The organism is Sphingomonas sp. SUN019, assembly GCF_024758705.1.
Classification (GTDB): domain Bacteria; phylum Pseudomonadota; class Alphaproteobacteria; order Sphingomonadales; family Sphingomonadaceae; genus Sphingomonas.
Genome location: NZ_CP096971.1, coordinates 3,227,067 through 3,243,609, shown reverse-complemented (window position 1 = coordinate 3,243,609; position 16,543 = coordinate 3,227,067). Strand labels below are relative to the sequence as shown.

At 65.4% G+C, this 16,543-nt stretch carries 13 protein-coding genes; 3 read left to right on the top strand and 10 right to left on the bottom strand.

Annotated elements, in window-relative coordinates; all coding sequences use genetic code 11:
• Nucleotides 1–57: 57 nt before the first annotated feature.
• The 5 genes from M0208_RS15650 to M0208_RS15630 form a co-directional block, all read right to left on the bottom strand.
• Nucleotides 58–2,139, bottom strand: a complete 2,082-nt coding sequence (locus tag M0208_RS15650; RefSeq protein WP_258892598.1) for a glycoside hydrolase family 97 protein — start codon at nt 2,137–2,139, stop codon at nt 58–60.
• Between the two features lie 13 nt (nt 2,140–2,152).
• Complete coding sequence (locus M0208_RS15645; protein ID WP_408988109.1) at nt 2,153–3,772, bottom strand: alpha-glucosidase family protein; 1,620 nt, start codon at nt 3,770–3,772, stop codon at nt 2,153–2,155.
• A complete protein-coding gene (locus tag M0208_RS15640) occupies nt 3,769–5,571 on the bottom strand; it encodes an alpha-amylase family glycosyl hydrolase (protein ID WP_258892596.1) in 1,803 nt (600 codons plus the stop codon). The genes M0208_RS15645 and M0208_RS15640 overlap by 4 nt, the downstream gene beginning before the upstream one ends.
• On the bottom strand, nt 5,568–7,073 hold the full coding sequence (locus M0208_RS15635) for a tryptophan halogenase family protein (RefSeq protein WP_258892595.1): 1,506 nt from the start codon (nt 7,071–7,073) through the stop codon (nt 5,568–5,570). Before M0208_RS15635 ends, M0208_RS15640 begins: the two co-directional genes overlap by 4 nt.
• Nucleotides 7,074–7,141: 68 nt before the next feature.
• Nucleotides 7,142–10,048: a TonB-dependent receptor gene (locus tag M0208_RS15630; RefSeq protein ID WP_258892594.1), complete on the bottom strand. Its 2,907-nt coding sequence runs from the start codon at nt 10,046–10,048 to the stop codon at nt 7,142–7,144.
• 205 nt (nt 10,049–10,253) lie between these two features.
• Between M0208_RS15630 and M0208_RS15625 the strand changes: the two genes are divergently transcribed.
• On the top strand, nt 10,254–11,276 hold the full coding sequence (locus tag M0208_RS15625) for a LacI family DNA-binding transcriptional regulator (protein WP_258892593.1): 1,023 nt from the start codon (nt 10,254–10,256) through the stop codon (nt 11,274–11,276).
• Nucleotides 11,242–11,772: a MaoC family dehydratase gene (locus tag M0208_RS15620; protein WP_408988108.1), complete on the top strand. Its 531-nt coding sequence runs from the start codon at nt 11,242–11,244 to the stop codon at nt 11,770–11,772. The genes M0208_RS15625 and M0208_RS15620 overlap by 35 nt, the downstream gene beginning before the upstream one ends.
• 39 nt (nt 11,773–11,811) lie before the next feature.
• On the opposite strand, the gene M0208_RS15615 is transcribed toward M0208_RS15620, so the two are convergent.
• The 5 genes from M0208_RS15615 to petA all read right to left on the bottom strand — a co-directional run bounded on the left by M0208_RS15615 (nt 11,812) and on the right by petA (nt 15,917).
• The gene (locus M0208_RS15615) at nt 11,812–12,381 is read right to left on the bottom strand and encodes a hypothetical protein (RefSeq protein WP_258892591.1); all 570 of its coding nucleotides are present in this window, start codon (nt 12,379–12,381) and stop codon (nt 11,812–11,814) included.
• 91 nt (nt 12,382–12,472) lie between these two features.
• Nucleotides 12,473–13,006 (bottom strand): adenine phosphoribosyltransferase, encoded by a 534-nt coding sequence (locus tag M0208_RS15610; RefSeq protein WP_258892590.1) that lies wholly within the window; start codon nt 13,004–13,006, stop codon nt 12,473–12,475.
• Nucleotides 13,007–13,150: 144 nt separating this feature from the next.
• Nucleotides 13,151–13,996 (bottom strand): cytochrome c1, encoded by an 846-nt coding sequence (locus M0208_RS15605; RefSeq protein WP_258892589.1) that lies wholly within the window; start codon nt 13,994–13,996, stop codon nt 13,151–13,153.
• Between the two features lie 39 nt (nt 13,997–14,035).
• A complete protein-coding gene (locus M0208_RS15600; protein WP_258892588.1) occupies nt 14,036–15,322 on the bottom strand; it encodes a cytochrome b/b6 in 1,287 nt (428 codons plus the stop codon).
• Between the two features lie 10 nt (nt 15,323–15,332).
• Nucleotides 15,333–15,917: a ubiquinol-cytochrome c reductase iron-sulfur subunit gene (petA, locus tag M0208_RS15595; RefSeq protein ID WP_258892587.1), complete on the bottom strand. Its 585-nt coding sequence runs from the start codon at nt 15,915–15,917 to the stop codon at nt 15,333–15,335.
• Between the two features lie 154 nt (nt 15,918–16,071).
• Between petA and M0208_RS15590 the strand changes: the two genes are divergently transcribed.
• Nucleotides 16,072–16,521, top strand: coding sequence for a tRNA (cytidine(34)-2'-O)-methyltransferase (locus M0208_RS15590; protein WP_258892586.1), 450 nt, complete (start codon nt 16,072–16,074; stop codon nt 16,519–16,521).
• Nucleotides 16,522–16,543: the final 22 nt, after the last annotated feature.

The following is a 16,543-nucleotide window of genomic DNA, read 5'->3' as shown; positions in this document are numbered from 1 at the left end:
CCTCCAACGCAAACCTGTGCAACTGGGCCCCGGCGTTCGCCGGGGTGGTGCGCGAAATCACCGCCGCCGCTTCCCGCCGCTCGCCACGAAGCGCACCGCCGTCCCGCCGCCGGGCGCGAGCGAGAGCGTCATCGTGTCGCCCTTCCGAACCTGCTTAGTCTCGATCGTGATCGAATGCCGCGCGTCGGTGCGGTAGTCGGCTGCGGGGCCGTCGCAATAGATTTCCGCGGTGTAGCTTCGCCCGGCGTCGAGGAAGTCGAGCGTCACGGTCGACTGGCGCGGCTGTTCGTCGCCGACCGCGCCCAGATACCAGTCGTTCGACTTCGCGTCCTTACGCGCGATCGTCGCATAATCGCCGACCTCTCCGTTCAGCGCGCGGGTGTCGGACCAGTCGGTCGGCACGTCGCGGATGAATTTGAATGCTGCGGGGTATTTCGCGTAATTCTCCGGCGTGTCCGCCGCCATCACGACCGGCGAATAGAGCACGACGTAGAGCGCCAGCTGCTTCGCGATCGTCGATAGGATCGGGCTGCCGCCCTGCCCTGTCAGGCTCAGTACGCCGGGGGTGAAATCCATCGGCCCGCCCAGAAACTGCGTGAAGACCATGTTCGCCTCATGCTCGGGCGGGTTCTTGCCCGGCCAAGCGTTATATTCCATGCCCCGGCCGCCCTCTCGCGCCAGCCAGTTGGGATAGGTGCGGCGCAGGCCCGTGTCCTTCACCGGTTCGTGCGCATCCACCCCGACGCGATATTTCGCGGCGGTCTGCACGACGCGCAGATGGTGGTTCACCATCCACTGCCCCTCATGCCATTCGCGGTGCTTGCTGCCGTCGGGATCGACGCGCTCGATCTGCCCGGCGTCGGTGACGTAGCCGGTCTTCACCACCGGCTCACCGTGATCGGCGGCGAATTTGTAGGCGGTGTCGAGCTGCCGATCGTAGTTGCTGACCGAACCGCCTGTTTCGTGATGGCCGATCAGATACACGCCCTTCGATTTCGCATAGGCCGCCAGCCCATTCGCGTCGAAATCCTCGGTCGGCTGGCTGAAGTTCATGTCGTTGCCGTTGCCGAACCAGTCGCCGTCCCAGCCGACGTTCCACCCCTCCACCAGCACGCCGGGGATGCGGTTCGCGGCGGCGAAGTCGATATACTGGCGGACGTGCGCGTTGGTCGCGCCGTGCTTGGCCCCGCGCGCCCACGACCAGTCGCCCTTGATCATGTTCCACCACACGCCGACGAACTTGCCCGGCTTGATCCAGCTGACGTCGCCCAATTTGTTGGGCTCGTTCAAATTCAGGATCATGTGGTTCATGTACAGGCCGGGCGCATCGTCGGCGATCGCGATCGTCCGCCACGGCGTGGAGAAGCCCGCGGCGCGGCTGACCTTCGGCGCGCCTGCGCCGGGCGTCAGCGCGGCGCGGAACGTCGTGCCTTCGCCGCGCGCGAGATTCATCGCCGAATAATCGACCAGCGCGGCCTCGTGCAGCGCGAGGTGCGTGCCGCTGGCCAGCTTCACGGTCATCACGGTCTGCGCGGTGCCGACCGCATCCAGCGGCGTCTTGTTGTAGAGATATTCCTCACGATTCCATTCGAACGCAGGCTTCCACCACGCGGTGCCGGGTTCGGCGATGGCGAATTGCGTCAGCTCCTCGGCGATGTTGGCCTGCGTCAGGTTCGCCTGCTTCGGCAGCGTGTAGCGGAAGCCGACGCCGTCGTCGAAGATGCGGAACGTCACCGCCATCTCGCGTTTCAGGTTCGCCTTTTCGCGAAACGTGACGGTCAGTTCGTTGTGCTTGTCACGGATCGTCTTCCATTCGCCATACGGCTGGGTCCAAGTCGTATCGGCGCGGTCGCGCTTCGTCCCCGCCAGTTCCAGACCGCGCTCGATCTTCGGCGCGTCGGTGAACATGAAGCCCAGGCGGCTGTCGGTCAGCAGCGGCTTGCCGCCGCGCTGCACCGCATAGCTGGGGCGGCCGTCGCCATCGATCCCGACCGTGACGGTGATCTTGCCGTCGGGCGACGCGCCCTTCGCCACCACGTTCGCGGCGGGCTTGTTGGCCAGATCGGTCTGCGCGATCGCGGTGGACGATACGCCGGTCAGCGCGGCGAGCGCCAGCGCGGCGGAAATCCGGAACCTCATGTCGACCACTCCCTTATCGTTCTGAAATCGCGATGCGCGCGGCGAATGGCCCCAGCGCATCGTTCGCCGTGTCGCCCAGCGCCTCGACCGTGCGCCAGCCACCGGGTGCGGACCAATCACGCGGCGTAGCGCCCAGATTGAACACGCACAGCATCCGTTCGCCTTCCGACTGGCGCTCGAACGCGAGCAGACCTTCGCCCGCATCGACGAATGTCAGATCGCCCCAGCGGAGCGCGGAATGCGCATTGCGGAAGGCGATCGCGCGGCGCGTATAGTGCAGGATCGACGCCGCGTCGCGTTCCTGCACGTCGACCGCCAGCGCGGCGTGATCGGGACCGACCGGAAGCCACGGCTTCGCGTTGGAGAAACCAAGCTGCGGCGCGTCGGCCGACCACGGCATCGGCGTGCGCGCGCCGTCGCGTGACAGCGTGAGCGGCCAGTTGGCGATCGCTTCGGGATCCTGCAGGTCGTCATAGGCGATATCGACCTGCCCCAGCCCCAGTTCCTCGCCATAATACAGGAAGATGTTCCCGCGCAGACACGCCAGCAGCAGCATTTTCGCGCGCGCAAAGGCGGCGCGGTGTTCGGGCGCGGCCCAGCGCGTGATCGCGCGCGGCGCGTCATGGTTCTCGAACGCCCAGCTTGGCCAATGCGCACCCGCATCCGACGGCCATTTCTCCAGCGCGTCGCGCACGATGTCGGGCGTCAGCGCGGGCGCATAGAGGAAATCGAAACCGTAAGCGGTGTTCAGTCGCGCGTCGCCGTGGGTGAACAGCTTCATCTCGCGCTCGCTGTCCGCGCCGCCGACCTCGGCTACGCTGAACCGGCCGTCATATTCGTCGAACACGCCGCGCACGCTTTCCAGGAAAGCGGGCAGATCGGCGTGGCTCTGATTGTATTTGTGAAGCTGGAAATCGAACGGACGCGTGCGCGGTGTCCCGTCGTCGGGCGCGGGAGGGTTATCGGTCAGCGCGGGGTCGTGCATTGCGAAGTTGATGGCGTCGATGCGGAAGCCGTCGACGCCGCGATCGAGCCAGAACCTTGTTATCGCGAGCAATTCTTCTTGTACTGCCGCGTTGTGGACATGGAGCTGCGGCTGCTCTTTCAGGAAATTGTGCATGAAATACTGACCGCGGCGCGCGTCCCACGTCCATGCGGGGCCGCCGAACACCGATTGCCAGTTGTTGGGGGGCGAGCCGTCCGCCTTCGCATCGGCCCAGACGTACCAGTCGGCTTTCGGATTATCGCGGCTCGACCGGCTTTCGACGAACCACGGATGCTGGTCCGAGGTGTGCGCCCAGACCTGATCGATCAGCACGCGCAGGCCGAGCGCGTGCGCCTTCGCGATCAGAACGTCGAAATCGGCGAGCGTGCCGAAGATCGGATCGACGTCGCGGTAATCGGACACGTCATAGCCGAAATCGGCCTGCGGACTTTTGACGAACGGCGAAATCCAGATCGCGTCGACGCCGAGGCTCGCCACATAGGGCAGATGTGCGGTGATGCCGGGCAGGTCGCCGACGCCGTCGCCGTTGCTGTCGGCGAAACTGCGCGGATAGATCTGATAGATCGTCGCGCCGCGCCACCATGTCTGCGCGGTCGCCGGGGACAGGATACGGGCAGGTTCGTTCACTGGACGTCCTTCGCGGCGCATACCGCGTAGCCAAGGGGAGGAAGCGTGATCGTGACGCTGCCCGGCGCGGCGGCGCGCGTCGCGCACCCCTTGCCCGCCAGCGTGGTGAAGCGTTGCGAACCGACCTCGACCTGCACCTGACGCTTCAGCGGCGCGGTCGAAGTGTTGAATGCCAGCAGCACCTCGCCACCGGTCGTCGGGTCGAAGCGCGAGATCGCCAGCAGTCCGGGCGTCTCCTCCCGCGCGCGCAGCAATTGCCGCCCGCGGGTGAGCGCCGGGGTCTTCACCCGCAGCCGCGACAATTCGGCGATCTGGCGGAACAGCGGGTTCTTCTGGCCGAAGTTCGCGGTCGCGGTGGTCGCCGACGTGCCGAGCAGACGATTGTCGTTGTACGTCGCGACCTGGCTCGCGAACATATCCTCTCGCGCGTCCTGATCGTTGCCGTCGCTGACGAAGCCCTGTTCGTCGCCCGAATAGATCGTCGGGACGCCGCGCAGCGTCAGCAGCATCGCGTTGGACAGCAGAACGCGGTCCAGCACCTCGGCATCGGACGCCTGCGGGAACGCGCGGCGCACGAAGGTGGAGAATCGGCCGTCGTCGTGGTTGCCGGTGAAGGTCGGCAGGATCAGCGCGGTGTCATACCCTTTCGCATAGATTGCATCGCCGTCGAACAGCGCCTCGAACGCATCGGTGCCTTTGGTCCCCGCGACGGTTTCCACCACCGCCTGCCGGAACGAGAAATCGAGCACGGCGGGCAGTTTGTCGACGATGGTGTGTTGCGCCAGCTTCGCCGGGCGGATTTCGTGGTCCGACACCTCGCCGAAGATGTGGAAGTGCGGGATGCCCTTCGCCGCGGCGCGCGCCTGCATCGCGGGGACGAACGAGGCCCAGAATTCGGGGTTCACATGGCGCGCGGTGTCGATGCGGAAACCGTCGATCCCGTAGCGGTCGATCCAGCCGCCGAAGATGTCTATCATCCCTGAAACGACGCGCGGATTCTCCGTCATCAGATCGTCCAGCCCGACGAAATCGCCCATCGTCGAGTTTTCGTTGCGGTACGTCGTGTCGCCGCGATTGTGATAGAGCGTCACATCGTTCAGCCACGCGGGCACCTTCACGTTCGCCTCGGCGGGCGGCACGAACGGCGTGTAGGCGTAGGCGGGATCGGTCAGCTTCGCGAAATTCTCCGCGGTACGGACCTGATCGCCCGCAAATCCGGGATTGATCGCCTTTCCGCTCACGCCGCCGCGGCGCTGATACGGATAGTCCGCGATCGACCGGTACACGCAGTCGCGCTGGCCGACGCATTCGCGGTACTGGATCACGTCGGCGGTGTGGTTGGCGATGATGTCCATATAGACCTTCATGCCGCGCGCGTGCGCCGCATCGACCAGCGCACGGAAATCGGCTTCGGTGCCGAAATGCGGGTCGACCGCCGTGAAATCGGTGATCCAGTAACCGTGGTACCCGGCGCTTTCCTGCCCCGGCCCGCCCTGCACGGGCTTGTTCTTGAAGATCGGCCCGACCCAGATCGCGGTCGCGCCCAGCGCCTGCAGGTACGGCAACCGCTTCGTCAGCCCCTTCAGGTCGCCGCCGTGGTAGAAGCCCTTGTGCGCCGGATCGAACCCGGTGCGCATCCGGTCGCCGGACATTCCGCCGCGGTCGTTCGCCGGGTCGGCGTTCTCGAACCGGTCGGGCAGCACGAAATAGATGACCTCGTCCTGCGGCAGGCGCGCGCGATAGTCCTGCGCGGCGGCGGGAGTGGCGGCCAGCGCAGCGATCAGGGCGAGAAATCTCACGCCGCGACAGCCTGCGGCGCGGCGCAGTGGCGCGCGACGAAATCTTCATGGGTCGGCATCTGCGCTACCTCGCGTTGGTTCAATTTGACGATCAGGTCGAGATATTCGGCGATCTGCGCAGCGGTCGGCCCGTCGGCGACCGGGTGGTGCGCGCTCGCCATGATCCCCTGCCCGACCAGCACCTGCAGCCAGCCGACCTCGGTGAACAGTTCGTCGCCCTCGCGCACGATCTGCCCCGCACCGCGCCACAACTCGATCTTGTGCGCCAGCGTATCGGGGATGTCGGCGGCACGGGCGGAGCGCCAGAACGGCTCGTCGCGCCGGTTGGCGATGTAGTGCAGGATCAGGAAATCGCGGATGCGGTCATATTCGTAATCCGCCTGCCGGTTGTATTCGTCGCGCTGGCCCTGCGTCACGCCGCGGCCGGGCAGCAGCTTCAGGATGCGCTGCACCGCCGACTGGATCATGTGGATGCTGGTCGATTCAAGCGGCTCCATGAAGCCGCTGGCGAGGCCGACCGCGATGACGTTGTTCTTCCAGAACTCCCGCCGCTTGCCCGTCGTGAAGCGCAGCGGGCGGGGGTCGGCGAGCGGCTTGGTGTCGAGGTTCGCGAGCAGCCGCGCCGCGGCCTCGTCGTCCGACAGATGTTCGCTCGAATAGACGATGCCGTTGCCGGTGCGATGCTGCAGCGGGATGCGCCATTGCCAGCCCGCACCGTGCGCCGTCGCGCGGGTGTAGGGCGTGAAGGCGGCGGCGCGGGCCGAGGGCACTGCGATCGCGCGGTCGCACGGCAGCCACTTCGTCCAGTCCTCATACCCCGCGCGCAATGTCTGTTCGATCAGCAGCCCGCGAAACCCGGTGCAGTCGATGAACAGGTCGCCCGCGATCACACGCTCGCCGTCCAGCACCAGCGCCGCCACGTCGCCGCTCTCGCCATCGCGCCGCACGTCGACGATCCGCCCCTCATGCCGCACGACGCCCTTCGCTTCGGCAAACTGGCGGAGGAAGGCGGCGTAGAGCCCTGCATCGAAGTGAAACGCATAGGGCATTTCGGGCAGCGCCTTGGCCGTACGCGCCGGTCCGCGCTGCATCCGGTCGGCAAGCGCCGCTAGGTTGTTGAGCGAATAATCCGCCAGCGGTCCGGCAACGCTCTCGCGCACGCCGCGCAACCAGGTGTGGTGAAACGCCAGCAGCCCCGAATCGCGCCCGATATCGCCGAACGCGTGCATATAGCGCTCGCCCGGTGCGCCCCAGCCGACGAATTCGATCGCCAGCTTGAACGTCGCCTGGGTCGCTGCGACGAACGCGTCCTCGTCGATCCCCAACGACTGGTTGAACAGCCGGATTTGCGGGATCGTCGCTTCGCCCACGCCGACCGTCCCGATCTCCTGAGATTCGACCAGTTGGACCCGGAAATCAGTGCCGAGAAACCGCGCCAGCGCCGCGGCGGTCATCCACCCGGCAGTGCCGCCGCCGGCGACGACGATCCGGATCGGCTCCATGCGCGCGCTCCTCAAACCTTTCCGGCCCCGCGGGCGACGCGGGGCCGGAATCACACCCGACTATTACCTCAGAACTTGTAGGTCACCCCGAGGTAATAGTCGCGCCCGTAACGCTGGTAATCGCGCACCAGCCGGGGATCGTTCTGTTCGTACGTTACGAACGGCTGATCGGTCAGGTTCTTCGCCTGCGCCAGGATCGACAGGCCGGTCAGCGGCCCCGATTGGAATTCATAGCCGATCTGCGCGTCCAGCACGCCTTCGCCGCTGCCGGTGCGGAATTCCGGGTTCGCCGAAAGCCCGGCGATCTCGGCCAGGAAGTCCGAGCGATAACGATAGGTCACGCGCGCCTGGAAGCCGTATTTCTCGAAATATGCGGTGCCGGTCGCGACCCATTTCGAAAGGCCAGGAAGTGTCAGCGCCTCGGTCGGGTTGCTGCCGTATTTTACGCTGCTTTCGGTCCAGGTGCCGCTGGCGAAGATGCCGAACCCGTCGAGCACACTGGTCACGGTCCCGAACGGGATCGACGCGGTCGCCTCTATGCCCAGCAGGTAACCGCCGCCCGAGTTGGCGGGAATCTTGACCGGGCCGATCTGCTGGCCCGCAGCCAGGATCGCGGCCTGTTGCGCCGGGGTCAGCGCGGACAGGAGCGCCGAGAAGTCGAACGGCGTGTTGTTGTTCGGGTCGACGAAATCGGTCAGATCCTTGAAATATCCCGACAGCGCCAGATACCCGCCGCCGCCGATGTACTTCTCAACCGACAGATCGATGTTGGTCGACTGATACGGACGCAGCGCGATGTTGCCGCCGTTCGAGCTGAACACGGGATTGTTGACGCCCTGACCGATGTTGCCCGCGCTGAACGTCACGTCCTGGCTGATGCGCAGCTGATCGAGCCGTGCACGCACCATCGTCTGCGACGCGCCCAATTTCACGAAGAAATTGTCCATCAGCTCGACCGACATCGTCGCCGAGGGCAGGAAATCGGTGTAGCTGTCGTTACCGCTGACATCGACGGCCGTGACGGTATTGCCGACCAGCGTCGCCACGCCGCCGTTCGAACTCTGCTTGGTATGGACCACCTGCAGGCCAAGTGCGCCCTTCAGCGCCTTTCCGCCCACTTCGCCGTCGATCGTCAGCTTGGCGTAACCGGTGTAGACGTCTTCGGTCACGGTATTGTCGCGCACCAGCGAACCGGGACGATCGTCGAAGACCGCATCGAGCAGGCCGTACACCTTCAGCGGATTGAGCGTCAGCATCGCGGGCACGCCGAGATAGTCGAGACTGACGGTGTCCTTCAGGATGACATCCTGCGGCACCGGGATCGCGCCCGGCGTGCCGTTGGCGATCGTGCAGTCGGTGCCGCCTTTCGGACACAGGAAGAACGAGGTGTAACGGCTCGCCTTCTTGCGACGGCTGTAATTGCCGCCTACTTCCCAACTCTTTACGACGCTGTTGTCGAATTCGCCGGTCAGGTTCGCGCGCAAGGATTTAAGGTCGTCAGTGAAGTCGGGGCGATTGAGGAAGCCCGCCTGCACGACCGCGGTCGATCCGTTGAAGCCCCAGCCGCGCGGATCTGTCAGCTTGATCTGGTTGGTGTCGGTATAATCCAGCGTCGGGACGATATCGAACGTGCCGTCCTTGTTCGCGCTGATGCGGATCGTATCCTTCACCGCGTTCGGATCGAGGTTCGCCTGATACCCGGTGCCCGAATACGTCTCGAGCAGGAAATCGGTCCGCGTCGCGCGGCTCCAGCTTGCGTCGACGTTCAACTGCAGCCGGTCGTTCAGCTTGAAATTGTTGTTCCAGCCGAGCGACAGATTCTCCGCCGTGCGCTTGTTGTAATCGTTGCGCTGCACCGCGACCACGTTGGTGATCGTCGCATCGGTGACCAGGCCGTCGGTCACCGTATAGCCCGGCGCGATCGTGGCGTTCGATCCCCAGCCCGGATTGATCGGGAATTCGATTCCGCGCAGCCGCTGCGTTTCCTCGAAATTAGAATAGAGCGCGTCGAAGGTGGAATGGAAATTGTCGCTCGGCTCCCACTCGATCGTCGCGACGCCGCCGTACCGCTTCAGTTCGTTCGACTGGACATAGGGCTTGGCCCCGCCAAGGATCAGCGCGCCTTGAACTTCTGGCGCGTTCGGAAAGCCCCAGGCGTTGTAGCGTTCGTTCTGCGACGGCGTGGTCTGCGCCGACGCCCCGATCGCGATGCCCAGCGTGTCGTTGGCGAACTTGTCGACGAACGTGCCCGACACGCGGTAGCCATAGCGCGAGCCGTCTGGGTTGAGCTTCTTCTGCTCGTTCATCTGGCCGCGCGCGGCGAGGACGACCACCCGCTCGGGCTGATCGAGCGGACGGAGCATCCTGAGGTCGACCGTGCCCGAAATGCCCGCCGCGACCAGCGACGCGTCGGCCGACTTGTACACGTTGACGTTCTTGAAGAATTCCGACGGATATTGATCGAATTCGACGCCGCGGTTGTCGCCGACGGTGACCTGCTCACGCCCGTTGAGGAGCGTGGTCGAGAAGTCGGGGCCGAGGCCGCGGATCGACAGGCGCTGATCGCGCCCTTCCAGCCGCTGCGCGGTGACGCCGGGCAGCCGCGCGAGCGAATCGGCGATCGACACGTCGGGCAGCTTGCCGATGTCCTCGGACGAGACCGAATCGACGATCAGCGTCGCGTTGCGCTTGATGTTGGCGGAGCTGGCCAGCGCAGCGCGGAAACCGGTGACGACGATGTCCTCGCCCTCGCCCGGCGCAGGCGTCGCTACCTGTGCGGCGGCATCGGGGGCGGGCGTGGGATCGACGCTGGCGTCGGTCGACTGCACCTGGGCCGGAGCGGTCGGGTTCGCAGTCGGCTGGGTCGCTGGATCGGCCACCTGCGCGGTGGCGGCGCCCGACAGCAGCAGCGCGGTGACGCTCAGGCTCGCCCCGAGGACCAGCCGGTTGTGCGCGGCGCGCGAGAAATTACTCATCAGGAAACCCCCTCCTATGGATCCGCGCCGCTATGCCGGTCGCCGATCATGTAACGCTTGTAACAATGCCGTCATTCGGCCCGCCGTGGCTACAAGTGAAGCGATCAGCATACGTATTCACCCGCAACCTTTCGGATGAGTACCAAAGCCGCTACGCTGTGTGGCCCGGCCGCAACGGCGGCGGCGAGGATGATGCAAGGATTTCATGGGCGTTACCGACAAGCCGACCTCGTTCGACATCGCCGCGCTTGCCGGGGTATCGCAGCCGACCGTCAGCCGGGCGCTCCGCGGCGACAAGACGGTCAGCGAGGCGACGCGGTTGCGGATCGAGGCGATCGCGACGCAGCTGAACTACAAGGTCGACAAGAATGCCTCGTCGCTCCGGCGCGGCAGTTCGAACACGCTGGCGCTGCTGTTCTTCGAGGATCAGGCCCCCGACGGGTCCGCGATCAACCCGTTCTTCCTGTCGATGCTGGGTTCGATCCTGCACACGTGCGCGGCGCGGAAATACGATCTGCTGACGTCGTTCCAGCAGCTTTCGGCCGACTGGCACGTTGATTTCGAGGACAGCCGCAAGGCCGACGGGATCATCCTGTTGGGATATGGCGACTACGAAAAATACCGCGGGCGGCTGGAGCAGCTTGAACGGCAGGGAACGCATTTCGTGCGCTGGGGATCGGTCGAGCCGGGTGGCCGGGGCACGACGATCGGGTGCGACAATTTCAGCGGCGGGCGCGATGCCGGGCAGCACCTGATCGAGCGCGGACGGCGGCGGATCGCCTTCCTGGGCGACGCGACCGATCATTACCCGGAGTTTCGCGCGCGCTATCAGGGCTGTGTCGCTGCGCAACGCGAACATGGGCTGAAGACGGACGCCGCTTTGGTGATCGATGCCTTGTCGGTCGAGGACGACGGTTACGCCGCGGCGCAGGTCTTGCTTGCTCGCGGCGTAGCGTTCGACGCGATCTTTGCGGCGTCGGACATGATCGCGATCGGCGCGATGCGGGCGCTGGAGGAAGCCGGGCTGCGCGTTCCAGAGGACGTGTCGATCGTCGGGTTCGACGACATTCCCGCCGCGGGCCTGAGCCACCCGCCGCTGACCACGATCGCGCAGGACTACCGCCGCGCGGGGGAGATGCTGGTCGACACGTTGATCCGGCAGATCGCGGCCAAGCCGACCGACACCACGCTGCTTGCGCCAAAGCTGGTCGTCCGACGCACCACCTGAGCGTTGCGGCTCTTTCCCGCGCCGCCTACGGTCGAGCGAACGGGAGAGACGGATGCAGTATTTCGAGGATATCGCGGTTGGATCGACCGCGCGTTTCGGTGCCTATCAGGTGACGCGCGAGGAGGTGATGGACTTCGCGCGGAAATACGATCCGCAGCCGTTTCACCTGGACGATGAAGCCGCGGCGAAGACCCATTTCGGGCGATTGTCGGCCAGCGGCTGGCACACCTGCGCGATGGTCATGTCGATGGTGGTCGAGAATGTGTCTAAGAACCAGCAGGCGGGGCTGGGATCGCCCGGCATCGACGAACTGCGCTGGCTGAAGCCGGTCTATCCCGGCGATACGCTACGCTGTGAGACCGAGGTGCTGGAGAAGCGCGTCTCCGCCAGCCGCCCCGAGATGGGGCTGTTCAAGAGCCGCATGACGGTGCGAAACCAGCACGACGTCGCGGTGATGACGATGGTGTCGAACGGCATGATCGCGACGCGACCGTAAGTAGGGGCGACCTCCCAGGCACGCCGCCCCCGATTTCCATCAGTCGCGGACGGCGCGCCGGTTTTGCCGCTGCAACTGACGCCGTTCCTGACGTACATCGCCGCGGAATTCGCGCCGCGCATCCTGACGCCGCTCGCGGAACTGGCCGCGATTGATCTCGCCCTGCCGCAGATCCTGCCGGGCGCCGCGCACATCATTGCGATAGTCGCGCCGGTCGGCGCGCACGTCGCCGCGGAAATCCCGCCAATTGTCGCGGATCTGACGCCGGTCGCCGCGATCAAGCCCGCGCCCGTTCCAGTAAGCGTTGCCGCGCCCCTGCCAATAGCGCTGCTGATTGCCATTCCAACGGTAGCGACGCCGATCGCGATCGTACACGTACACGCCGGTGCCAGGGTAATAGAAGTTGTCGTTCCAGCCATAGTAGGAATTGATCCCGCCATAGCCGTATCCGCCGCCGCCGTACCCGAAGCCGTCGTCGTAATAGCCGCCATAGCCGCCGGGGCCGTAACCGAGCGATGCGCCGCCATAGCCGTAGCCGTCGGTACAGGCCGCGGCGCCCAGGCTCAGACCGCCGATCAGCGCGACGATGCTCAACCGCTTGAAGTCCATGATCACTCTCCTGCACACTGGAGCGCGGCGGAATACGCGCCGCAAGTCATCATGAAACGAGAACGGACCGTCCTGGTTCCCTTGTGCGGCCCTAGTGACCCGCGAACGCCACGAGGCTGTCGACCGCGACCCCGTCGGCGCGGAGCGCGTCCGCACCGCCAAGGTCAGGCAGGTCGATCAGGAACTGCGCCTGTTCGACGATGGCCCCCGCCTTGCGCAACAGCCGCACCGCAGCGCGGGCGGTGCCGCCGGTGGCGATCAGGTCGTCGATCAGCAGCACGCGTGCGCCGGTCGCACAGGCATCGGCGTGCATCGCGATCCGGTCCTGCCCGTATTCCAGCGCATAATCCTCGGCGATGGTCGCGCCGGGGAGCTTGCCGTCCTTGCGGATCAGCAGGCAGCCCGCCTTCAGCGGGACCGCGATCGCGGCCGCGAACAGGAATCCGCGCGCTTCGATCCCGGCGACGAGGTCGACCGGACCGCGGGTCGCCGCGACCATGCGTTCGATGCAAGCGGCAAGGCCCTTCGCGTCGAGCAACAGGGTGGTGATATCGCGGAACTGGATGCCCGGCTTCGGGAAATCCGGGATCGTGCGGATCAGGGCCTTCAGGTCGTCGTTCGCCAAAAGGCTGCTCCCGTCCTCAATCGCTGCACCGTCGGACGGCGCCGCGACGCGACGCCGCCGGCCGCGGGCACCCGCGAAAGTAATACTTTCGCGTGGACCCCCGCGGTGTCTCCCGGATTGCTACCGCAATCCGGCTGCGCCCGATCAATGCTTAACGTTGCGCCAGACGTTCTGATACGCGCCCCACGCAAGCGCGATGAAGATCAACAGGAAGATCACCGTCGCCAGACCCGTGGCATGGCGCGATTCGATGTTCGGTTCGGCGGTCCACGTCAGAAACGCGGCGACATCCTTCGCCATCTGATCCTTCGTAGCGACGGTGCCGTCGGCGTAGGTCACCTGTCCGTCCGACGCGAGCGGCGGCGGCATCGCGATGTTGAGGTTCGCGAAATACGGATTGTAGTACAGGCCCGCCGGGGTCACCGATCCGGGGAATTTCTTCACCAGTTCGGCCGGCTGCTGCGGCTGATAGCCGGTCAGCAACGCGTGGACGTAGTTCGCGCCGTCATGTCGCGCCTTCGTCATCAGCGACAGGTCTGGCGGCAGCGCATTGTTGTTCGCCGCGCGCGCGCCGATCTCGTTCGGATAGGGGCTGGGGAACGGGTCCGACGCCACGTTCTTACGCGTCGCCGCTTCGCCCGTGTCCGGGTTGATCGACGGCTGTTCGATCGCCCAATCGTTGGCGATCGTCTTCACCTGGCCTTCGGAATAACCGATCTTCTGCAGGTCGCGGAAGTGGACGTATTTCAGCGAATGGCACGCCGAGCAGACTTCCTTGTACACCTGGAAGCCGCGCTGGACCTGCTGGTTGTCGAACTTGCCGAACAGGCCCGCCGACGACAATCCGATGTGGGCCGGGTGCAGGTGGAATTCGTGCTCGGCCGATTCTGGCGCCGGATCGGTGATCGCGGTCGAAACCGTCCCGAACAGCGCGATCCCCAGCACGAAGACGAACGCCGCGCCGATCAGGAGTGCGATGGTACGAACCATGTGAGTATCAGTCCCCGTTCGGATGCTTGTGTGTGCGGATCAGTGCGCGAGCGCGGTTTGGGCGGGACTCGTCCCACCGTGCTTGCTCAGCACCGCTTCGGTGATCGAGTTCGGCAGCGGACGCGGACGTTCCGAGCGCGCGACCCACGGCAGGATGATCAGGAAGTGCGCGAAATAATAGGCCGTCGCGATCTGCCCCAGGATGACGTTGCGCGCCGTCGCCTCCGCTCCGCCGACATAGCCGAGCAGGAGAACGTCGAAGAGCAGCACGATCAGGAACATCCGATACTTCGGGCGATAGTTGCATGACCGCACCGGCGAATTGTCGAGCCACGGCAGGAAGAACAGCAGCAGGATCGACCCGAACATCGCGAGCACGCCCCACAGCTTTGCCGCGATGACGAAGTCGGCGGTGAAGCTCTTCAGGATCGCGTAGAACGGCAGGAAATACCATTCGGGCACGATGTGCGCAGGCGTCGAAAGCGGGTTCGCCTCGATGTAATTGTCCGGGTGACCCAGCAGGTTCGGGCTGAAGAAGATGAGTGCTGCAAACACCAGCAGGAACACGCCGACGCCGACGCCATCCTTCGCGGTGTAATATGGATGAAACGGCACCGTGTCCTGTTCGCCCTTCACGTCCACGCCGGTCGGATTGTTCGAGCCGGGGATGTGCAGCGCCCAGATGTGCAGGATGATGACGCCTGCGGTTACGAACGGCAGCAGGTAATGGAGCGAGAAGAAGCGGTTGAGCGTCGCATTGTCAGGCGCGAAACCGCCCAGCAGCCAGATGCGGATCGATTCGCCGACCAGCGGAATGGCCGAGAAGAAGCCGGTGATGACCTGCGCGCCCCAGAAGCTCATCTGGCCCCACGGCAGCACGTAACCCATGAACGCGGTCGCCATCATCAGCAGGAAGATGACGACGCCCAGCAACCACACCATCTCGCGTGGCGCCTTGTACGATCCGTAATACAGGCCACGGGCGATGTGGACATATACGACCAACAGGAACATCGACGCGCCGTTGGCGTGCGCATACCGCAGGAACCAGCCAGCATTTACGTCGCGCATGATATGTTCGACCGATCCGAACGCGATCGCCGAATTGGCCCCGAAATGCATCGCCAGCACGATGCCGGTGACGATCTGGCAGACGAGCGCGAGGCCCGCGAGCACGCCGAAATTCCAGAAATAATTGAGGTTGCGCGGCACGGGATAACCGCCGCCGAGCGAGTTGTAGACGAGACGCGGCACCGGCAGCTTCTCGTCGAGCCACCGCATCAGCGGCTGCTTCGGCTCATAATGCTTGGCCCAGGAAAAGCTCATGTTCGCTACCTCAACCGACCGTGACGGCCGTGTCAGACGTGAAGGTGTATTCGGGGACGTGCAGGTTCAGCGGCGCCGGTCCCTGCCGGATGCGCGCCGCCGTATCGTAGGCCGAACCGTGGCAAGGACAGAAATAGCCGCCGAACGGCCCCTTGTTCTCGCCCTCGCCCGCGCCGAGCGGCACGCAGCCGAGATGGGTGCAGACGCCCAGCGTGATCAGCCAGTTCTTCTTGCCCGCCTTCGTGCGTTCTTCCAGCGTCTGCGGGTCGCGCAACGACGAGACATCGACCGCGTCCGCAGCGGCGATCTCGGCCGGGGTCAGATTGCGCACGAACAACGGCTGCTTGCGGAAACTGGCCTTGATCGCCTGACCCGCGGCGATCTTCGACAGATCGATCTCGGTCGTCGACTGCGCGAGCACGTCGGCGCTGGGATTCATCTGGTTGATCAGCGGCAGCACGACCGCGCCGGCGCCCACGCCGATCCACGCGACCGCAGCGATGTTGATGAAGTCGCGGCGGCGCGGGTCATGGCCGTCTTCCGGTCCATGCGCACTGTGCTCGCCCGGAGGAACCGTTTCGCTGACGCTCGCCATTCGTAACCCTTGTCCGTTCGTATCGGGCGGTGCTCAAGGTTGCGCACACGCCAAGACGCCTTCGTCCACAGGCGAAAGCTGAGGTCTGATAGACGCGGGGTCGCTGCTTTGCCAACTGCTTTTACACCGACGGCCGAACGGGTACGGGGGCGCGATGCGCATCGCCCTCTACGAACCCGATATCGCGGGCAACGTCGGCACGATCATCCGGCTGGCCGCGTGCCTTGGCGTGGCGGTCGACCTGATCGAGCCGATGGGGTTTGCGTGGAGCGACCGCGCGTTGGCGCGGGCGGGCATGGACTATTCCGAGGCGACCGATGTCGTCAGGCACGCCGACTGGGACGCGTTCCGCGCCGCCACGCCGGGACGGATCGTGCTGGCGACCACCGCCGGTGCCGCACCGCTGCCGCAGGTGACGTTCGAAGCCGACGACATATTGCTGTTCGGGTCCGAAAGCGCGGGCGCGCCGCAACTGGTTCATGCGGCCGCAAATCTGCGCGTGCGCATCCCGATGAGGCCCGGCTTCCGATCGCTGAATGTCGCGGTCAGCGCGGGGATCGTGCTGGCCGAAGCGCTGCGCCAGACCGACGGCTGGCCACAATAAATCCTCCCCGGCACGGGGAGGG